General features: G+C 44.3%; 18 protein-coding genes and 1 pseudogene. 13 read left to right on the plus strand and 6 right to left on the minus strand.

Annotated elements, in window-relative coordinates; genetic code table 11:
- Positions 1-771 (minus strand): annotated as a pseudogene (locus SST111_RS12480) (MSCRAMM family adhesin SdrC); the annotation flags it as partial.
- Here SST111_RS12480 and SST111_RS12650 point away from each other — a divergent pair.
- Complete coding sequence (locus SST111_RS12650; RefSeq protein ID WP_373560743.1) at positions 743-814, plus strand: hypothetical protein; 72 nt, start codon at positions 743-745, stop codon at positions 812-814. The pseudogene SST111_RS12480 and the gene SST111_RS12650 overlap by 29 nt on opposite strands.
- Before the next feature lie 171 nt (positions 815-985).
- On the opposite strand, the gene SST111_RS09745 is transcribed toward SST111_RS12650, so the two are convergent.
- Both SST111_RS09745 and SST111_RS12655 read right to left on the minus strand, forming a co-directional pair.
- Positions 986-1,585: an IS630 family transposase gene (locus tag SST111_RS09745; protein ID WP_373560744.1), complete on the minus strand. Its 600-nt coding sequence runs from the start codon at positions 1,583-1,585 to the stop codon at positions 986-988.
- Positions 1,483-1,833 (minus strand): IS630 transposase-related protein, encoded by a 351-nt coding sequence (locus SST111_RS12655; RefSeq protein WP_373560742.1) that lies wholly within the window; start codon positions 1,831-1,833, stop codon positions 1,483-1,485. The genes SST111_RS09745 and SST111_RS12655 overlap by 103 nt, the downstream gene beginning before the upstream one ends.
- A 461-nt stretch (positions 1,834-2,294) precedes the next feature.
- Between SST111_RS12655 and SST111_RS09750 the strand changes: the two genes are divergently transcribed.
- Positions 2,295-4,193: an ABC-F family ATP-binding cassette domain-containing protein gene (locus SST111_RS09750; protein ID WP_099811024.1), complete on the plus strand. Its 1,899-nt coding sequence runs from the start codon at positions 2,295-2,297 to the stop codon at positions 4,191-4,193.
- A 228-nt stretch (positions 4,194-4,421) separates the two neighbouring features.
- On the plus strand, positions 4,422-5,249 hold the full coding sequence (locus SST111_RS09755; protein ID WP_099811026.1) for a putative RNA methyltransferase: 828 nt from the start codon (positions 4,422-4,424) through the stop codon (positions 5,247-5,249).
- A 141-nt stretch (positions 5,250-5,390) separates the two neighbouring features.
- On the opposite strand, the gene gatD is transcribed toward SST111_RS09755, so the two are convergent.
- Positions 5,391-6,179, minus strand: coding sequence for a lipid II isoglutaminyl synthase subunit GatD (gene gatD, locus SST111_RS09765; protein WP_099811028.1), 789 nt, complete (start codon positions 6,177-6,179; stop codon positions 5,391-5,393).
- The gene (gene murT / locus SST111_RS09770; RefSeq protein WP_099811030.1) at positions 6,179-7,522 is read right to left on the minus strand and encodes a lipid II isoglutaminyl synthase subunit MurT; all 1,344 of its coding nucleotides are present in this window, start codon (positions 7,520-7,522) and stop codon (positions 6,179-6,181) included. The genes gatD and murT overlap by 1 nt, the downstream gene beginning before the upstream one ends.
- A 179-nt stretch (positions 7,523-7,701) precedes the next feature.
- Here murT and cdaA point away from each other — a divergent pair, with 179 nt between their 5' ends.
- The 10 genes from cdaA (at position 7,702) to SST111_RS09820 (ending at position 17,723) form a co-directional block, all read left to right on the plus strand.
- Entirely contained in the window at positions 7,702-8,556 is an 855-nt protein-coding gene (gene cdaA / locus SST111_RS09775) for a diadenylate cyclase CdaA (RefSeq protein WP_002940536.1), read from the plus strand.
- Positions 8,546-9,250: a CdaR family protein gene (locus tag SST111_RS09780; RefSeq protein WP_099811032.1), complete on the plus strand. Its 705-nt coding sequence runs from the start codon at positions 8,546-8,548 to the stop codon at positions 9,248-9,250. The genes cdaA and SST111_RS09780 overlap by 11 nt, the downstream gene beginning before the upstream one ends.
- Before the next feature lie 12 nt (positions 9,251-9,262).
- Positions 9,263-10,615 carry a phosphoglucosamine mutase gene (gene glmM / locus SST111_RS09785; protein WP_099811035.1) on the plus strand — a complete coding sequence of 451 codons (1,353 nt, stop codon included), beginning with the start codon at positions 9,263-9,265 and terminating at the stop codon, positions 10,613-10,615.
- Positions 10,616-10,664: 49 nt separating this feature from the next.
- Positions 10,665-12,209 carry an ABC-F family ATP-binding cassette domain-containing protein gene (locus SST111_RS09790; protein ID WP_099811037.1) on the plus strand — a complete coding sequence of 515 codons (1,545 nt, stop codon included), beginning with the start codon at positions 10,665-10,667 and terminating at the stop codon, positions 12,207-12,209.
- A 161-nt stretch (positions 12,210-12,370) separates the two neighbouring features.
- On the plus strand, positions 12,371-13,576 hold the full coding sequence (gene sstT / locus SST111_RS09795; protein WP_099811039.1) for a serine/threonine transporter SstT: 1,206 nt from the start codon (positions 12,371-12,373) through the stop codon (positions 13,574-13,576).
- A 99-nt stretch (positions 13,577-13,675) separates the two neighbouring features.
- Positions 13,676-15,076, plus strand: coding sequence for a dipeptidase PepV (pepV, locus tag SST111_RS09800; protein ID WP_099811041.1), 1,401 nt, complete (start codon positions 13,676-13,678; stop codon positions 15,074-15,076).
- 192 nt (positions 15,077-15,268) lie between these two features.
- The gene (locus tag SST111_RS09805; protein WP_099811043.1) at positions 15,269-15,727 is read left to right on the plus strand and encodes a GNAT family N-acetyltransferase; all 459 of its coding nucleotides are present in this window, start codon (positions 15,269-15,271) and stop codon (positions 15,725-15,727) included.
- Complete coding sequence (locus tag SST111_RS09810) at positions 15,714-16,292, plus strand: uracil-DNA glycosylase family protein (RefSeq protein ID WP_099811046.1); 579 nt, start codon at positions 15,714-15,716, stop codon at positions 16,290-16,292. Before SST111_RS09805 ends, SST111_RS09810 begins: the two co-directional genes overlap by 14 nt.
- A 57-nt stretch (positions 16,293-16,349) precedes the next feature.
- A complete protein-coding gene (locus SST111_RS09815) occupies positions 16,350-17,123 on the plus strand; it encodes a TPM domain-containing protein (RefSeq protein ID WP_099811048.1) in 774 nt (257 codons plus the stop codon).
- 18 nt (positions 17,124-17,141) lie between these two features.
- Positions 17,142-17,723 carry a LemA family protein gene (locus tag SST111_RS09820; RefSeq protein WP_099811050.1) on the plus strand — a complete coding sequence of 194 codons (582 nt, stop codon included), beginning with the start codon at positions 17,142-17,144 and terminating at the stop codon, positions 17,721-17,723.
- Between the two features lie 32 nt (positions 17,724-17,755).
- Here the strand turns inward: SST111_RS09820 and SST111_RS09825 are convergent, their stop codons facing one another.
- Positions 17,756-18,832: a hypothetical protein gene (locus SST111_RS09825; RefSeq protein ID WP_099811053.1), complete on the minus strand. Its 1,077-nt coding sequence runs from the start codon at positions 18,830-18,832 to the stop codon at positions 17,756-17,758.
- Positions 18,833-18,873 lie beyond the last annotated feature (41 nt).

Here is an 18,873-nt window from a genome sequence, read left to right on the forward strand (position 1 = left end):
ATCAGCATCAACTAGCGCAAGTACCAGTGCTTCAACGTCAGCAAGCACATCAGCATCAACCAGCGCGAGCACGTCCGCTTCGACATCTGCAAGTACATCAGCATCTGAGTCCGCTTCGACCTCAGCAAGTACGTCAGCATCAACTAGCGCCAGCACAAGTGCTTCAACTTCGGCAAGTACGTCCGCGTCAACAAGTGCAAGTACGTCTGCATCAACTAGCGCAAGCACAAGTGCTTCAACATCAGCAAGTACATCAGCATCAACTAGCGCAAGCACAAGTGCTTCAACGTCAGCAAGTACTTCAGCGTCAGAATCAGCAAGCACGTCCGCTTCAACTTCGGCAAGTACCTCAGCGTCCGAGTCAGCAAGCACCAGTGCCTCAACTTCGGCAAGTACATCAGCATCAACTAGCGCAAGTACCAGTGCTTCAACGTCAGCAAGTACAAGTGCATCAGAATCTGCAAGTACTTCAGCGTCAGAATCCGCAAGCACGTCCGCTTCGACGTCAGCAAGCACGTCAGCATCAACAAGTACAAGTACAAGTGCTTCGACATCTGCAAGTACTTCAGCGTCAGAATCAGCAAGCACGTCCGCTTCGACATCCGCAAGTACTTCAGCGTCAACCAGCGCAAGCACAAGCGCTTCAACGAGCGCAAGTACAAGTGCGTCAGAATCTGCAAGTACATCTTCTACGAACAAGAGAGTTTTACCGAAAACAGGTGAAACAACCTCTGTTACAAGTGTGGCGGGAGTAGCAATGCTATTAGGCACACTTGCTCTTATACTTAAACGTCGTCGTGACGAAGAGGAGTAGATTTTTCTCCTCCGTAATAGAGTTGTAGCAAAGTTAATCGCAACCTACAATAACGGAGTATAGTGGAAAAGGTTCCATAGTCAAATTGACTTTGGAACCTTTTTCTACTCTTGAGCCCTTATTCTGGATAGTGTATAACGGTCTAATAACAAGGTACTTATCTAACTATAGTTAATTGAAACAAGAGCAGGACAAAAGTGCCTCAAGAAAAGTATCGCAATTTGGCAATACTTTTCTGAGGTGTTTTTTGATTTGAGCCCATGTTTTCTCAATGGGATTGTACTCAGGGGAGTAAGGAGGAAGAGGTAAAAGTCTATGACCCTGCTCCTTGCATAACTCTTTTAGCTTACTCATCCTATGAAACCTTGCATTGTCCATAATGATAACAGATGGTCTATCTAAAGTGGGGAGTAAGAATGTTTTAAACCAAGCTTCGAAAAAGTCACTAGTCATGGTTTCTTTGTAGGTCATTGGGGCTATAATCTCACCGTTTATAAGACCTGCGACTAAAGATATCCGCTGGAATCTTCTTCCAGAGACCTGCCCCGTGATCAACTGACCTTTCAAAGAGCGACCATATTCTCGATGAAAATAGGTCTCAAACCCAGTCTCGTCAATATAAACAGGTGTCAGGTGGCTTAAGTTATTAAACTCTTTAAGGAACAGATCTACTTTTTCAGGGTCTTGTTCATAGTAGGTACAGCTCTTTTTTTTCGAGTATATCCCATAGCTTTGAGAGCGTAATGAATAGCTGTTGGATGACAGTCGAATTCGGAAGCTATTTCAGTCAAAAAAGCATCTGGATGAGCTTCAAGATAGTTCTTTAATTTTTCTCTATCAATTTTTCTTGGTTTGGTTCCCTTAACTTGGTGATGAAGGTCGCCAGTAGTCTCCATTAATTTTAGCCATTGATAGATGGTGTTGCGTGAAATATCGAAAACAACAGATGCTTCAGTAATACTGCCGGTTTTCTCACAGTATGCGAGAACTTTTTTACGAAAATCTAATGAATATGCCATAAATACATTATATCACAAAATGTACTGTTTTTTGTTTCATTTTACTATACTACCTCCTCCAGTATACTGTTATAAAAAACAAAACTGGAGGATTTTTTATGTCATACTCCATCGTCTCATTGGCTGTTCATCAATCTTATTGCTTTGAAAAGAGAAGCAGGAACGATATCCTGATGAGAATTTTTATTGGAAAAATGAAACTGACTTTTCTTCACTCCATTAACTAAGAGGTATTGGAAACAATCTTGGATAAGGTACTGCACTATGACCATCCGACCCAGTAATCTAGAACATATTTTCTAATCTGTAGAGTTCTATAATTTGCACTGCTAGGTAAAAAAATGCTCAACGGTTTGGTTTAATTTTATTGAATAGAACAGAGACTGTAAAGTCGCTGTTTTTTTGTTGAAATCAGAAAAAGGATTTTACACGGGTACCTTAAATTATGGTACAATAATTCTATGATTATTCTAAGCGGAAACAAGATTGAACGCTCATTTGCGGGCGAAGTTTTATTTAACAATATCAACATTCAAGTGGATGAGCGAGATCGGATTGCCCTTGTCGGAAAAAATGGGGCAGGCAAGTCCACCCTGCTCAAAATCCTTGTCGGAGAAGAAGCTGCGACCAGCGGTGACATTTCAACCAAGCGTGATTTGTCCCTGTCCTATCTAGCGCAGGACAGTCGATTCCAGTCGGAAAATACCATCTACGATGAAATGCTCCATGTCTTTGACGACCTGCGGATGACGGAGAAACGCCTGCGGTCTATGGAAGAGCAAATGGGCAGTCTGTCTGGCAATGAGCTTGACCAGCTCATGACGACCTACGATAGTCTGTCGGAAGAATTTCGTCTGGCAGGTGGTTTTAACTATGAAGCAGACATTCGTGCCATTTTGAACGGTTTCAAGTTTGACCAGACCATGTGGGACATGAAAATCTCCGAACTTTCTGGAGGTCAAAACACGCGACTTGCTCTGGCAAAAATGCTTCTTGAAAGCCCAGAGTTATTGGTGCTGGATGAGCCGACCAACCACCTGGACATTGACACGATTGCCTGGTTGGAAAACTACTTAGTGCACTACAAGGGAGCCTTGATTATTGTCAGCCATGACCGCTATTTCTTGGACAAGGTGGCGACACTGACACTGGATTTGACCAAGCATTCCTTGGATCGCTATGTGGGCAATTATTCTCAGTTTGTCGAACTCAAAGAGCAGAAGTTGCAAACCGAATTGCAAAACTATGAAAAGCAGCAGAAGGAAATTGCCAAACTAGAAGACTTTGTCCAGAAAAATATCGTCCGTGCTTCGACCACCAAGCGTGCCCAGGCTAGACGCAAGCAGTTGGAGAAGATGGAGCGACTGGATAAGCCAACAACTGGTCAGAAGTCTGCCAACATGACTTTCCGGTCGGACAAGACTTCAGGCAATATCGTCTTGACAGTGGAAAATGCTGCGGTGGGTTACGATGGAGAAATACTTTCTCAGCCCATTTCCATTGACCAACGCAAACTCGATGCCATTGCCATTGTCGGTCCCAATGGAATCGGAAAAACAACCCTGCTCAAATCCATCATCGGAGCTCTGCCATTTATCAAAGGAGAAGCTAAGCTAGGTGCCAATGTGGAAGTGGGCTACTACGACCAGACCCAGTCGGCCCTGACGCCATCCAACACGGTCTTGGAGGAGCTCTGGTCAGCCTTTCCGACCACACCTGAAGTGGAAATCCGCAACCGCCTTGGAGCCTTCCTCTTTTCAGGCGATGACGTCAAAAAGTCCGTGTCCATGCTATCTGGTGGGGAAAAAGCTCGCCTGCTTCTCGCCAAGCTATCCATGGAAAACAACAACTTCCTCATCCTCGACGAGCCGACCAACCACCTGGACATCGACAGCAAGGAGGTCCTGGAAAATGCCCTCATCGACTTTGACGGAACCCTGCTCTTTGTCAGCCACGACCGCTATTTCATCAACCGCGTCGCCACCAAGGTCCTCGAAATCTCGGAAACGGGCTCCACGCTCTACCTGGGCGACTATGATTATTATTTGGAGAAAAAGGCAGAGCAGCAAGCAGAAGCCCAGCCTGACCAGCTAGAAAGCAGCAGCCAATCAGCCGGAGCCATGGACTATCAAGCCCAAAAGGAAAACCAAAAAGAGCAACGCAAACTGGCCCGCCGCATCGAGCAAATCGAGGCAGAAATTGATACCATCGAAAACTGCCTGAGCGAGTTTAACCAAGCCATGCTAGAAACCAACGACATCGGCCAGCTGACCGACTACCAAAAAGAAATCGACCAACTGACAGCCCAGCAAGAAAGCCTCATGGAAGAATGGGAAGCATTATCCGAGCAGATAGGCTAGGTTGACAGGAAGTTGACACTAGCCTAAAACCTTTATAAATCAAGCCTGCAAGCAGGTCTTGCGATGAAAAAACTCTGCTGCAACATTCTCTTGCGGTCAAAAGTTCTATTGCAAGCCAGCCTTTCTTGGCAAATATTGATTGCTAGGCTAAGATGAGTTTAGAACCTGTAAGCAAGGAGCTCCTATCAGGACTAGCCCTGCACCGCTTTAGAAAAGAAAATACCTAACATGACCAAACATCCACGTTTTAGCAATAGCGACCAATTTTTCGCTTGTCCACATTGTGGGCAGGCTCTTGGTCTTGACCTCAACAGCCTCCGCTGCCCCAACCGCCACACCTTCGACATTGCCAAGCAGGGCTACGTCAATCTGGCACCCCAGGTCAAGCAGTCCGCCAACTACCACAAGTCTAGCTTTGAAAACCGCCAGGCCTTTTTAGAGGCGGGCTATTACGATCATCTCTATGAGGCTTTGGAGGGGAAAATAGCAGAGCTGGGCTTGCAGTCTGTCTTGGACATCGGCTGTGGGGAGGGCTTTTATTCTCGTAAGTTAGCCGAGAAAATGGACTTGGACATTCTTGCTTTTGATATTTCCAAGGATTCCATACTCCTAGCAGCTAGATCTGACAGCACCAAGTCGGTCAAATGGTTTGTCGGGGACTTGACCAAGTTGCCTATACAAGATAAGTCAATTGACGGTATCTTGGACATCTTTTCCCCAGCCAATTATCAGGAGTTTGCCAGAGTACTGAAAACTGGTGGGGCTATTCTCAAGCTGGTCCCAGGACCCAATCACCTCAAGGAGCTCCGCTATTTAGCCAAAGACCAACTCCGTAAGGAGTCCTATGATAACCAGGATATCGTGGACCATTTCAGGTCTTACGTGGGGCAGGTGGAGCAGGTGCTGGTTAGCCGAACCCTGCCGATTACAGCCGCCCATGCTCAAGTCTTGGCAGACATGACGCCTCTCTTTTTCCAAGTGGACCAGTCCAAGCTGGACTTGAGTCAGTTGACGGAGATTACGGTTGAGGCAGTGCTTTTGGTAGGAACTATATAAAAAATGAAACCGCCTCTGGATATCAGAAGCGGTTTTGCTTTATTTCTCATACTCTTCGAAAATCAAAGTCAGACGTTGTTGACTTGATTTGATGAACTTCAGTTCTATCTGCATCTGCGTCGCCTAGTCTGATTCTGATTTTCATTGAGTATCAAATTCTGCCTTGCTTTTTACATCGCCGTATTCTTCAGCGACTTCTTTGCTGAGGATGTCAGCGTAGCTGGCAAGTTGGATGTCTTGTCCGTATTTTTTACGGAGGGCAGTAGTGACCAAGCGGTAGGCTAGGTTGGCATTACGGGACAGGATGGGTCCGTGGAAGTAGCTACCGAAGGTATTCTTGTAGTGCAGACCTTCGCCGCCGTCTTCCTTGTTATTGCCATTTCCATAGACGACCTTGCCCAGCGGTTTTTGGTTGTCAGCTAGGAAGGTACGACCTTGGTGATTTTCAAAACCGTAGTAGGTTTCGTTGAACTCCTCATTGTGAATTTTGATGTCACCGATATAGCGGTTATTGGTTTGGTTGAAGGTGTAGTGGCCCATGATACCTAGACCGTCAATCTTACGACCGCCTGCTTCGATGTAGTATTGACCGAGCAACTGGAAGCCACCGCAGATGGCCAGCATGACACCATCGTTTTCGATAAAGTCTGCTAGGCTGTCTTTTTTTGTCGGTAAATCCTTGGCTAAAATAGACTGCTCGTAGTCTTGACCACCGCCGAAAAAGGCGATGTCGTAGAAATTTTTATCAAAATCATCAGTCAGCGAAACGATGTCCACCTGAACACGTGCCCCCAGCTTTTCAGCCACATACTTGAGCATGAGGATATTGCCATTGTCCCCGTAGGTATTCATCAAATCACCGTAGAGGTGGGCGATGTGGAGATTGTAAGTGTAGTCTTTTTCAGGACTTTTTAATGACGTATAGACCATTATTTCATCTCCTTTCCAACGGCTTGGCGTTGAGCCAGCAAGTCACGGAATTCGAGCATAGCCGTATAGGTTGCGAGGATATAGGCGTGCTGACTGCTCGACTGCTCAATCAAGGTCATGATGTCTTCTAGTTTTGGTGTTTCAGTAATCTGGTTCTCAGGATAGCCAGTCACACGGAGGCGACGGGCAATTTCAGACGAACGAACACCGCCTGCAAAGACTTGTGGAATGTCCATTTGAGTGATTTGTTCAAAGTCAGCGTCCCAAATCCAGCTGGTGTCAATACCATCAGCGTAGTTGGCATTGAGAAGAACAGATAGGCTAAAATCGTATGGAGCCAGTTTCATCATTTCAATAGCCTGGGTTGCACCGACAGGGTTTTTAATCAAGACCAATGTACAATCCTTCTCACCCAACTTAAAGGTTTCTTGGCGACCGAAGACTGCCTTTGATTTGTCAAATCCTGCCTTGATTTTTTCAGGAGATACGCCGAAAAATTCTGCCACGCTGACAGCTGCTAGGGCATTGTAGATGTTGTAGAGGCCACCGATGTTGATTTTGTAATCCTGACCGTCAATGGCAAAGGTGGAAGAAGTATTGGTGATTTCTTTCAAGTCTGTCAACTTGTAGTCCAGCTCAGGTCGGTTAAAGCCACAGTTGGTACAGATGTAGCTACCCAAGTTGGCGTAGGTATTGAGCTTATACTGGATAATCTGGTGGCAATGCGGACAGAGAACCCCCTCGGTATTGTAATGAGCTAGACGAGGCTGATGCTCCTCTGTCGCAAAACCATAGTACTTCACTGGATTGACGACTTTCGTTGAATTGAAAAGTGGACTATCACCATTGGCCAAAATAGTTGCCTGCGGAGCTTTTGCAGCTCCGTCCAAAATCATCTGGTAGGTGGTATAAATCTCACCGTAGCGATCCATCTGGTCACGGAAGATATTGGTAAAGACGATCAAGCTAGGCTTGATAAAGTCGGTCACGCGGGCAAGACTTGCTTCGTCAATCTCCAAGACGGCAATCTTCTTGCCGTTTTTGTTTTTCTTGGCAGATAAAAAGGTTGCCGTAATCCCTGTCATCATATTGGCACCACTTGTGTTGGTTGTGATTTCTCCAAATGCTTCCTGGAGAATTCCAACTGTTAATGCGGTTGTCAACGTCTTGCCATTAGTTCCAGTAATAACAACGACTTCATAATCTTTAGCCAAACTATCTAAAATATGTTTATCGAATTTGAGGGCAATTTTTCCAGGTAGGGTAGTACCACGTCCAAGTTTTTTCAGAATAAACTGGGAGCTTTTTCCTGCAAGGATACCCAATGCTGTATTTATTTTCATGGGACTATTTTATCATAAAGGTCACTGATTTTCTAGAATGGAGTGTGTTGGAACGTGATATATTCCTGCAGTAAATCTGTACTATTTTTAACAGGAAGGTCACTATTTTCTAAAGAAAAGGGGAAAATATGGTATAATGGGTACATTACTATGTATGAGTTAGAAAGTATGAGAATGATATGTTAAACCTAAACCAGTTACTGGATACAGGGTATTGGTCGAGTTTGATAGCCAGTCCTTGGACCGCATTGTTGCACCTAATTGATATTAGTATAGTTGTTTATTTGATTTATAATTTTAGTAAGTCTATTGCAGGTACTAAAATTATGACATTGATTCGAGGGGTTTTTCTCTTCATTATTGTCCAGATTATAGCGAGTTTATTCGGCCTGCAGACGATTGCTTGGCTGATTAATCAAGTAATCACGTATGGGGTTATTGCAGCAGTAGTTATTTTTGCACCAGAGTTGCGTGCAATGCTGGAAAAACTCGGTAGGACAACTCAGATTTTTGGGACAAATACAGTGAGTGCAGAAGAAAAGTTAATTGTTGCTTTTCTCAAATCGGTTGCTTATATGTCTCCGCGTAAAATTGGTGCACTTGTGGCAGTAGAACAAGCCCAAACATTGCAAGAATATAGAGCAACAGGGATTCCACTCAATGCGGATATATCTCAGGAATTGTTAATAAATATTTTCATCCCGAATACACCGCTACATGATGGGGCTGTAATTGTCAAGGAAGACAAGGTAGCTGTTGCTTGTGCTTATTTGCCCCTGTCAGAGAGCGCAGGAATTTCAAAGGAATTTGGAACACGACATCGTGCAGCCATTGGCTTATCGGAGGTATCTGATGCGTTTGTATTTATTGTTTCTGAAGAAACTGGCAGTATCTCTATTGCACGAAACGGGATATTTAAACATGATTTGACTTTGGATGAGTTTGAAGCAGAGTTGCGAGCGACTTTTATTTCTGAAAATGTAGAGAAGAAGTCCATCTGGAAGCGATTAGGAGGTGGCAAACATGAACGATAAGTTTAAAGCTGTAGGTCACTTAGCCTTATCTATTTTTCTAGCATTGTTGCTCTTTTTCTATGCAACAACCACCAACTATAAAAATTCAGAAACAGCTGCACAGAACACGGAGTCAGAAACCTATGTTCACACACTGAGCAATGTACCGATTGAGATTGAATATGATACAAACAAGTATTTTATTTCCGGATTTTCTTCGACAGTAGCAGTTGAATTAAGGGGCTCTAATCGTGTTCTCCTACAGAGAGAAACCGATGAGTCAACTCGGACGTTTCAAGTGACTGCGGATTTGAGAGAGTTGAGTGATGGGACACAGACTGTCAAGCTACAATTGACTAATTTACCAGCAGGAGTGAGTGCGACACTAGCACCAGATGCGATTACCGTTAAGATTGGTAAAAAAGTTAGCAAGGCATTCCCAGTAGCAGGTCGAGTCTATAGTAATCAATTGGCAGAAGGTTACAGTCTGTCTAAGGTTTCAGTCAACGTAGATACCGTTAAAGTGACAACGGATGAAGAAACACTGGCTAAGATTGATCGGGTCGAAGCTGTTGCGGTGGATGTGAGCAATCTGTCTGAGAATTATAGTGGTACAGCTAAATTACAGGCTGTAGATAGCGACGGCAATGTCTTGCCAGTTGTACTGTCTCAGACGGAAGCAAATATGCAAATTATACTTACAAAAACAAAATAAGAGGTTATGAAAATGGGTAAATATTTTGGAACAGACGGTGTTCGTGGAGAAGCAAACGTTGAATTAACACCAGAGTTGGCCTTCAAACTAGGCCGTTTCGGAGGCTACGTCCTCAGTCAGCATGAAACAGATGTTCCCCGTGTCTTTGTAGCACGTGACACCCGTATCTCAGGTCAGATGTTGGAAGCTGCCTTGGTTGCTGGACTTTTATCAGCTGGAATCCACGTCTATAAACTAGGTGTCCTTGCAACTCCAGGTGTAGCTCACTTGGTGAAAACAGAAAAAGCTAGTGCCGGTGTTATGATTTCAGCCAGCCACAACCCTGCCCAAGATAACGGTATCAAATTCTTTGCTGGTGATGGTTTCAAATTGGATGATACATTGGAATCGGAAATTGAGGCTCTTCTTGACGCTGAGGAAGACACATTGCCACGCCCATCTGCACAAGGCTTGGGCGATGTGGTAGATTATCCAGAAGGTCTACGTAAGTACCAGCAATTCTTGGTGTCAACTGGTACAGATTTGGACGGGATGAAAGTTGCACTTGATACAGCTAATGGTGCTGCAGCAACATCTGCACGTCAAATTTTTGTAGATTTGGGAGCAAATTTGACAGTAATGGCTGAAAAGCCAGACGGTTTGAATATCAATGAGGGTGTTGGTTCAACTCATCCTGAAAAATTGCAAGAACTGGTCAAGGAAACAGGTAGTCAAATTGGACTTGCCTTTGATGGTGACAGTGACCGCTTGATTGCTGTCGATGAAAATGGTGATTTGGTAGACGGTGACCGTATCATGTACATCGTTGGTAAATACCTTGCTGATCGAGGTCTATTGGCCAAAAATACAATTGTGACCACAGTTATGTCCAACCTTGGTTTCCATAAGGCTTTGGATCGTGAAGGCATTGAAAAAGCCGTGACCGCAGTTGGTGACCGTTATGTGGTTGAAGAAATGCGCAAGGAAGGCTACAATGTCGGTGGTGAGCAGTCAGGACATGTGATTCTGATGGATTATAACACCACAGGCGACGGCCAGTTGACCGCTGTGCAATTGACCAAAATCATGAAAGAAACTGGTAAGAAGTTGTCAGAATTGGCAGCAGAAGTGACCATTTACCCACAAAAATTGGTCAATATTCGTGTGGAAAACAGCATGAAGGACAAGGCAATGGAAGTGCCTGCTATTGCAGCTATCATTGAAAAAATGGAAGCAGAAATGGCTGGCAACGGTCGTATCTTGGTTCGCCCAAGTGGTACTGAGCCCCTCTTGCGAGTCATGGCAGAAGCACCAACGGATGCGGAAGTCGATTACTATGTGGACACCATTGCAGATGTGGTTCGTGCAGAGATTGGTTTAGATTAAGAAAAAGACAGAGACTGGAAGGATTTCCAGCCTCTTTTGTGAGGAAAATATGAGTATTTTAGAAGTAAAGAATTTAAGTCATGGTTTTGGTGACCGTGCAATTTTTGAGAATGTCTCCTTCCGTCTCTTGAAAGGGGAGCATATCGGACTTGTCGGTGCCAATGGTGAAGGGAAATCGACCTTCATGTCTATCGTGACAGGTCAATTGCAGCCAGATGAAGGTAAGGTTGAATGGTCACGTTATGTAACGGCAGGTTATTTAGATCAGCATGCTAAATTAGAAAAGGGTCAATCAGTCCGTGATGTCTTTCGGACAGCCTTCGATGAACTCTTCAAGACAGAAGCTCGTATCAATGACATTTACATGTCTATGGCAGAAGAGGGTGCCGATATGGATGCCCTCATGGAAGAGGTTGGTGAGCTGCAAGACCGTCTGGAAAGCCGTGATTTCTATACACTTGATGCCAAGATTGACGAAGTAGCGCGTGCACTTGGTGTCATGGAATATGGCATGGACAAGGATGTGACGGAGTTATCAGGTGGTCAACGGACTAAGGTTCTTCTTGCAAAATTGCTCTTGGAGAAGCCTGATATCCTGCTTCTGGATGAGCCGACCAACTACTTGGATGCAGAGCATATTGACTGGCTCAAACGCTACTTGCAGAACTATGAAAATGCCTTTGTCTTGATTTCGCATGACATTCCTTTCTTGAATGATGTGATTAACATTGTCTACCATGTGGAAAATCAGCTTTTGACTCGCTACACAGGCAATTACTACCAATTCCAAGAAGTACACGCTATGAAGCGGGCACAGTTGGAGGCGGCCTATGAGCGCCAGCAGAAGGAAATCGCAGACTTGCAGGACTTCGTTAACCGCAATAAGGCCCGTGTTGCAACTCGAAACATGGCCATGTCTCGTCAGAAGAAATTGGACAAGATGGAGATTATTGAGCTTCAAGCAGAGAAACCAAAGCCATCATTTGATTTCAAAATGGCTCGAACTCCAAGTCGCTTTATCTTCCAAACGACTGATTTGGAAATTGGTTATGACCGTGTATTGACACGTAAACCGCTCAATCTGACCTTTGAACGCAACCAGAAGATTGCCATTGTCGGTGCCAACGGTATCGGGAAATCCACTCTTCTTAAAAGTTTGCTGGGGATTATTCCACCGCTGGGTGGTTCTGTGGAGCGTGGGGAGTATTTGGAACTAGGCTATTTCGAGCAAGAAGTAGCTGGAGGCAATCGTCAGACCCCGCTGGAAGCTGTTTGGGATGCCTTTCCAGCCCTTAACCAGGCTGAAGTACGAGCTGCCTTGGCTCGTTGTGGTCTGACGTCCAAACATATCGAAAGCCAGATTCAAGTTCTTTCAGGTGGTGAGCAGGCCAAAGTTCGCTTTTGTTTGCTTATGAACCGTGAAAACAATGTCCTAGTTCTTGACGAGCCGACCAACCACTTGGATGTGGATGCCAAGGATGAACTCAAACGTGCCCTTCAAGCCTATAAGGGCTCTATCCTCATGGTCTGCCACGAGCCTGATTTCTATGAAGGCTGGGTGGACGATGTATGGGATTTTAATGAATTGACTTAAGAAACAAGCTATCGAAAGGTAGCTGTTTGGTTCAGTTTGTAAAGACGAAAATGTTATTGCATGCTTTTCAAATTTTCACTACCTGATACTCATTTTTTATTCTATTGACCAAGCCTCGTTTTTCTGCTAATATGGAAAAATGTTTGTTTGGAGGTAAATGAGTGAATAAAATAATATCTGTATGGAAAAAAATGAATTTAATCCGAAAAATCGGAATTGGTGTTGTTTTGGGAGTGTTACTAGGCTTAATTGCTCCAAAAATAGCGGTCATTGCTCTCTTTGGTAGTCTATTTGTAGGAGCATTGAAAGCTATAGCCCCTCTTTTGGTTCTGACACTAGTTGCACATGCTCTATCACAAGCTCCTGCTGGTCAAAAATCGAATATGAGGACAGTTATCTGCTTGTATCTATTTGGTACTTTTGCGGCGGCCTTCATTGCTGTAGGAGCAAGCTATTTATTCCCTATTAAACTGGTTCTTTCTACTACAACGACTACGGACATTACTCCTCCACAAGGGATTGCTGAAGTATTCCAAGCCCTCTTGTTGAAGGTCGTTGACAATCCAATCAATGCTCTTGCAACGGCTAATTATATTGGTGTTTTGACATGGGCAGCTATTTTTGGTCTTGCCTTTCGTCATGCAAGCAAGACAACCAAAGATTTATTGCAATCTGCGGCGGAAGTGACTTCTAAAGTTGTAGGCTGGATTATTGGTCTGGCACCATTTGGTATCATGGGCTTGGTTTTCGATACCATTGCAAATAATGGTCTGACAGCTTTAAAAGACTATGGTTTACTACTCTTACTCTTGGTTGGAAGCATGATTTTTGTCGCGCTTGTTGTCAATCCATTGATTGCCTTTCTTGTTATGAAGAAAAATCCTTACCCGCTGGTATTTGAATGTCTTCGAGTTAGTGGGGTTACGGCATTTTTTACAAGAAGTTCAGCAGCTAATATTCCTGTCAATATGCAGCTCTGCAAACGTTTAGGAGTGGATCCAGATACATACTCAGTATCCATTCCGCTCGGTGCCACAATTAATATGGCTGGCGCGGCTATTACGATTAATATTTTAACAATGGCAGCTGTTCATACACTTGGCATCAGTGTTGATTTCAGCTCGGCTCTTCTTTTATCTGTTGTCGCATCTCTATCAGCTGCAGGTGCATCAGGTGTAGCAGGAGGTTCGCTTCTCCTCATTCCAGTAGCATGTAGCCTATTTGGTATTCCAAATGAAATCGCCATGCAAGTAGTTGGAGTCGGATTTGTGGTCGGCGTGATTCAAGATTCTTGTGAAACAGCCCTCAATTCATCAACCGATGTTTTGTTTACAGTTGTAGCAGAACGCTCTGCCTGGAAAAAATAGAAAGAAGTTGGGAGACCAACTTTTTTCTTAGCTTTACTTCTGAAATCTCTTTCATTTTGTGATAAAATAGACTTACTTTGATACTGAAAAGGAGAACATATGACAGTAGATTTTAGAGCAGAGTTTGACAAACGTAAGAACGAGTTTCTAGCGGACCTCTTTGACCTCTTACGCATCAATTCTGAGCGTGACGACAGCCAGGCAGATGCCCAGCACCCATTTGGACCTGGACCAGTGCGTGCCTTGGACAAGTTCCTGGAAATTGCTCAGCGTGATGGCTATCCAACCAAGAACGTTGACAACTACGCAGGTCACTTTGAATTTGGCGAGGGCGATGAAGTCCTCGGCATCTTTGGTCACTTGGACGTGGTGCCAGCAGGAAGCGGTTGGAACACCGACCCTTACGAGCCGCAAATCATTGACGGCAAGCTCTTTGCCCGCGGATCCTCTGACGACAAGGGACCGACCATGGCTTGCTACTACGGCTTGAAAATCATCAAGGAGTTGGGCCTTCCGACCTCTAAAAAAGTCCGATTCATCGTCGGTACTGACGAAGAGTCAGGCTGGGCGGACATGGATTACTACTTCGAGCACGTCGGTCTACCATTGCCAGATTTCGGATTCTCTCCAGATGCAGAGTTTCCGATTATCAACGGAGAAAAGGGCAATATCACAGCTTACTTGCATTTTGCAGGGGAAAATAGCGGAGCTGCTAAACTGCATTCCTTCACAGGCGGCCTGCGTGAGAACATGGTGCCTGAATCTGCGACAGCTATTATCTCTGGGGACCTAGCAGACCTGAACAGCAAGTTGGCAGATTTCACAGCAGCCTATGGCCTAAAAGCTGACGCGGAAACCCTTGAAAACGGTAAAGTTCAAGTCACCGTCATCGGAAAATCAGCCCACGGTTCAACCCCAGAAGAAGGTGTCAACGGAGCAACCTATTTGGCAAAATTCCTCAGCCAATTCGCCTTTGACGGAGCAGCTAAAACCTATCTTGACTTGGCAGGACAAGTCCTTCTGGAAGACCACGATGCCCAAAAACTCGGCGTAGCCATCTACGATGAGCAAATGGGAGCTCTTTCTATGAACGCAGGCGTCTTTAAGTTTGATGAAGTCTCATCAGACAACACCATTGCCCTCAACTTCCGTTATCCAAAAAATACCAACCCTGAAACCATCAAGGCTGGTTTGGAAAAACTGGGCGTGGAAGCTGTTAGCCTGTCTGAGCATGGCCATACCCCACACTATTGCCCAATCGATGACCCAATGGTCGCAACCCTCCTGTCTGTTTATGAAAAACACACAGGCTTGAAAGGTCACGAACAAGTAATCGGTGGAGGAACATTTGGACGCTTGCTCAAACGAGGTGTTGCCTACGGAGCCATGTTCCCAGGCGATGTCAACACCATGCACCAAGCCAACGAATTTATCGAAGTTGAGCAACTCTACCGCGCAGCTGCCATTTACGCAGAAGCTATCTATGAACTCATTAAGTAATACATGAGAGGCTGGGCAAAAAGCCTAGCACCACTTTTCAGAGTTCGTGTCAACATCTCAGCGCAGTGGTTGATTGGCAGATTTGTTCGTGCTCAACACTCCAAATCTGACCTAATCAACTGTGCGGGGGTGGGAAGACGAACTCTTTTTTAACTAGTCGAGTTCTTTCCCACTCCCTTTTTAGGAGGAAATATGAAACTGAAAGAACTTTGTTTTTCAGACATGGAAATGGTTAAACAGCTCTTCTTGTCTGTCTTCAGCCAAGAACCTTGGAATGATGATTGGTCAGATGAGGAACAATTAGACCGCTACATAGGCGATTTACTGGCACATCCAAGAGCACTCTGTTTTGGCTTGTTTGACCAGGAAAAATTGATAGGGCTGTCACTTGGTTACATTCGCTATTGGTATGAGGGAACAGAGTATCGAATTGAAGAGTTCTGCATTTCCCGTGATTACCAAGGGCAAGGACATGGTGCTAGTTTATTAGCTGATATGGAGAAGCAGTTAGCTGATAGAAAAATTGTTCATATATTTCTGCAAACCGAACGCAACCTTTCAGCCTATTCTTTCTACAAAAAATGCGGTTTCCGATCCTTAGAAGAAGATGTGACCATGGTCAAGAAAGTAGGACAACATGGAACTTGCTGATATTCGTCAAGCCATCATTGAGGATGTTGCTAACCGAGACTTTACGAATAAGGGAATAGCTCCCCTTTTCCAAGCCCCTTCGACCGCAAAAATTCTCATTATTGGACAGGCACCGGGATTAAAAACACAAGAAAAAGGTCGCCTCTTTGATGATGCCAGTGGAGAGAATCTGCGGAAATGGTTGGGCGTGGATCGACAGACTTTTTATGAATCGGGTCATTTTGCTATTCTTCCTATGGATTTCTATTATCCAGGAAAAGGGAAGTCTGGGGATTTGCCGCCTCGCAAGGATTTTGCGCCCAAATGGCACCCGCTTATTCTGGACCAACTGCCAGAGCTTGAGCTGACCATATTGGTAGGCAATTATGCTCAAACTTATTATTTGGAAAAATCCCAAAGGAACCTGACGGAGAGAGTGAAACATGCAGATGATTACCTTCCCACATATTTTCCTTTACCCCATCCGTCACCTAGAAACAATATCTGGCAGGCAAAGAATCCCTGGTTTCAATCGGAAATCATTCCAAATTTACAAAATATACTTATGCAAATACTTGAAAAATAAGGTAAAAATGATACAATAATATAAAGAAACTGTTTCTACCTTCAGAGGAGGTGCCGTATGAAAAAGTATCTGTTCTATTTATTAAGTTTCTTGCTTTTATTGTTCAGTCTAGGTCAGGCTAGTCTGGTAGGAGCTGAGGGAATTCCGGCCCGTCCAATTGATACGACGGTGGTTGATGAAACCCAGCTTCTTTCCAGTGAAACAATTGCCAACATTGACCAGCTCAATCAGACCTGGGCAGCAAGTGAACAGCAGTTACAGGTTGGGGTCTATGTGACGGAAAGTCTTTCTACTGATATTGAAAGTCTGGCCAACGCAACCTTCCGTGACTGGCAAGTTGGCTTTGCTGGGACAGACAATGGCATTCTCTTGGTGATTGCCGTAGCCGACAGGGAGTTTCGGATAGAAACCTCTGACAATGCAGCGACGGTGTTGACAGATGTGGAAGCCAAGGATATTCTGGAAAGTTCTAGGGAGTTTTTCCGTCAGGAAGATTATGATGGCGGAGTGACCTATATTGTCCAATCCATCGGAGACCGCTTCTACGGAACAAGTCTGGGCCAAGAACAGCTGGCTGCCATGGAAGAGAAGACCAGTGCAGAAAGTGACAGCTTTGTATGGTTTATGATTGTTATTCTCGTTGTCATTATCTTTATGATTATTGATAAATCCAGCCGTGGTGGCGGAGGTCCAGGCAATCTGCTCTGGATGCTGGTAGATGACCGCCATCATTACCACAACAATCATTCTTCCCATTCTTCATCATCCTATGGTGGAGGTGGCTGGTCTGGCGGCGGTGGTGGCGGTGGCGGAGCCTCATCTGGTTGGTAAGAAAAGAAAGGAAAGTCTATGAAAAAGAAATGGTTAGCCATACTAATCCCAATCCTCGCTCTGCTATTTTTAGGAATGGGGGCAGTCGGTCAATACAATGGGCTGGTCGATAGCCATGCGGAAGTGGAAAATGCCCAGGCCAATGTGGACACCCAGCTCCAACGCAGATATGACCTGATTCCAAATGTAGTTGCGGCGGTCAAGGGGGCTATGGAGCATGAGGAAGAGATTTTCACTGCTATTGCGGATGCGCGTGCGAAAATCGGTTCTAGTCAAGTTGGAACTAGTGACTACAATCAGGCTCAAAGTCAGCTGGATTCGGCTGTTTATCGCTTGCTGATGGTGGCAGAAAATTATCCACAACTGACAGCCAACCAACAGGTATCTGATTTGATTACCGAGCTGGAAGGGACTGAAAATCGGATATTGGTTGCCCGCAAGGATTATAATGCGGTTGCAACAGCCTACAATAAAAAAATCAAGCGATTTCCGACTTCCATCTATGCCAATCTATTTGGCTATGAAAAAGTCGAGCTTTTCCAAGCCAGCACAGATGCGGCAACAACAGTACCAAGTGTGGATTTACAGGATGATGAATAAATAAAGAAACTCGGGCAACCGAGTTTCTTTATTTATGGATTGATCCAGACAGCTGAGACATAGTCTTCAGACAAGGTGGTTTGGCTGACAATTTTCTGAGTCTTCATATCATAAATGAGGAGCTTGTTTGCCAAAATCATCATCAAATATTGGTCATTAATTTGACGAATGTGGTCAATGTAGTGAGGACGAGGATTCAAGTCCTTCAAGGTATGATAGGATTCCTCTCCAGTTTGGGTATTGTAAATAGTAAAGGAAAGTGGGCTAAACATGCCATTTTGATGCTCGATGAGGAGAAGATTCTGGTCTTTGAGAGCATGGAGGGTGCTTGGTGAGGGGTGTTCTAAAGTTACGGACGAAAATGATTTGGATTTTGTATCGAAGGTTAGGAGTTCATTAGGAACTTGCCCATCTTCGTATTCTGGAGCTCTCTTGCCAAAAATAGTGAGATAGATGGTTCCATTGACCAACAGTCCATCGCCTGTTGCAATGCTATTGTCGTACTTGAATATTTCTTGTTTCGAAAAATCTTTCTTATCAAATACAATCAAGACATTTTCTTCTGTCCCGTCTTGGTTCAATTCTCTAACCACCCCTGTCAAATATACAGAAGTATCATCCACATAGACTGGGGCATGTAGGATGAAGTCATCATTGAGGACAAGCGTTTGAATGGCTTCAAATTGCTTATCAAATTGCGCAAGCATATGATAGGCTCCTGCTGTATAGAAAGATTGCCCATCTGTGCCACTGATCGAGGTACTATGTTTGCTAGGCTTACGCAAAACAGTCCCATCCTGAAAGTCAATGGAAATGAGATTATCATGGATAAATTTCTGATGGTCATTGCCAAAGACCAGATAGCGATCTTCGAGGATGTAATTTTTACCAGAACCAAAATAGCCTTCTGAATTCATTTTCTGTGTATGAATAAGCTCTGGTTCTTGACTATTTAGCTGAAAAGCTTCGACCTTACCTGGATAAATCAAGTAAAAATCAGCATTTTCAACTAATTGAATTTTATTGTGTTGGTAGGCGTAGAGTTTCCAGCCGATAAATGGAAAGACAAGACAGGATAAAAGTACAATACAGATGATAATTTTTTTCATGAGAATGCCTCCTTTCATTATTTAGTATATCAAAATTTGTC

It is taken from the genome of Streptococcus suis YS161, assembly GCF_002760245.1.
In the GTDB taxonomy this organism is placed as follows: Bacteria; Bacillota; Bacilli; order Lactobacillales; family Streptococcaceae; genus Streptococcus; species Streptococcus suis_I.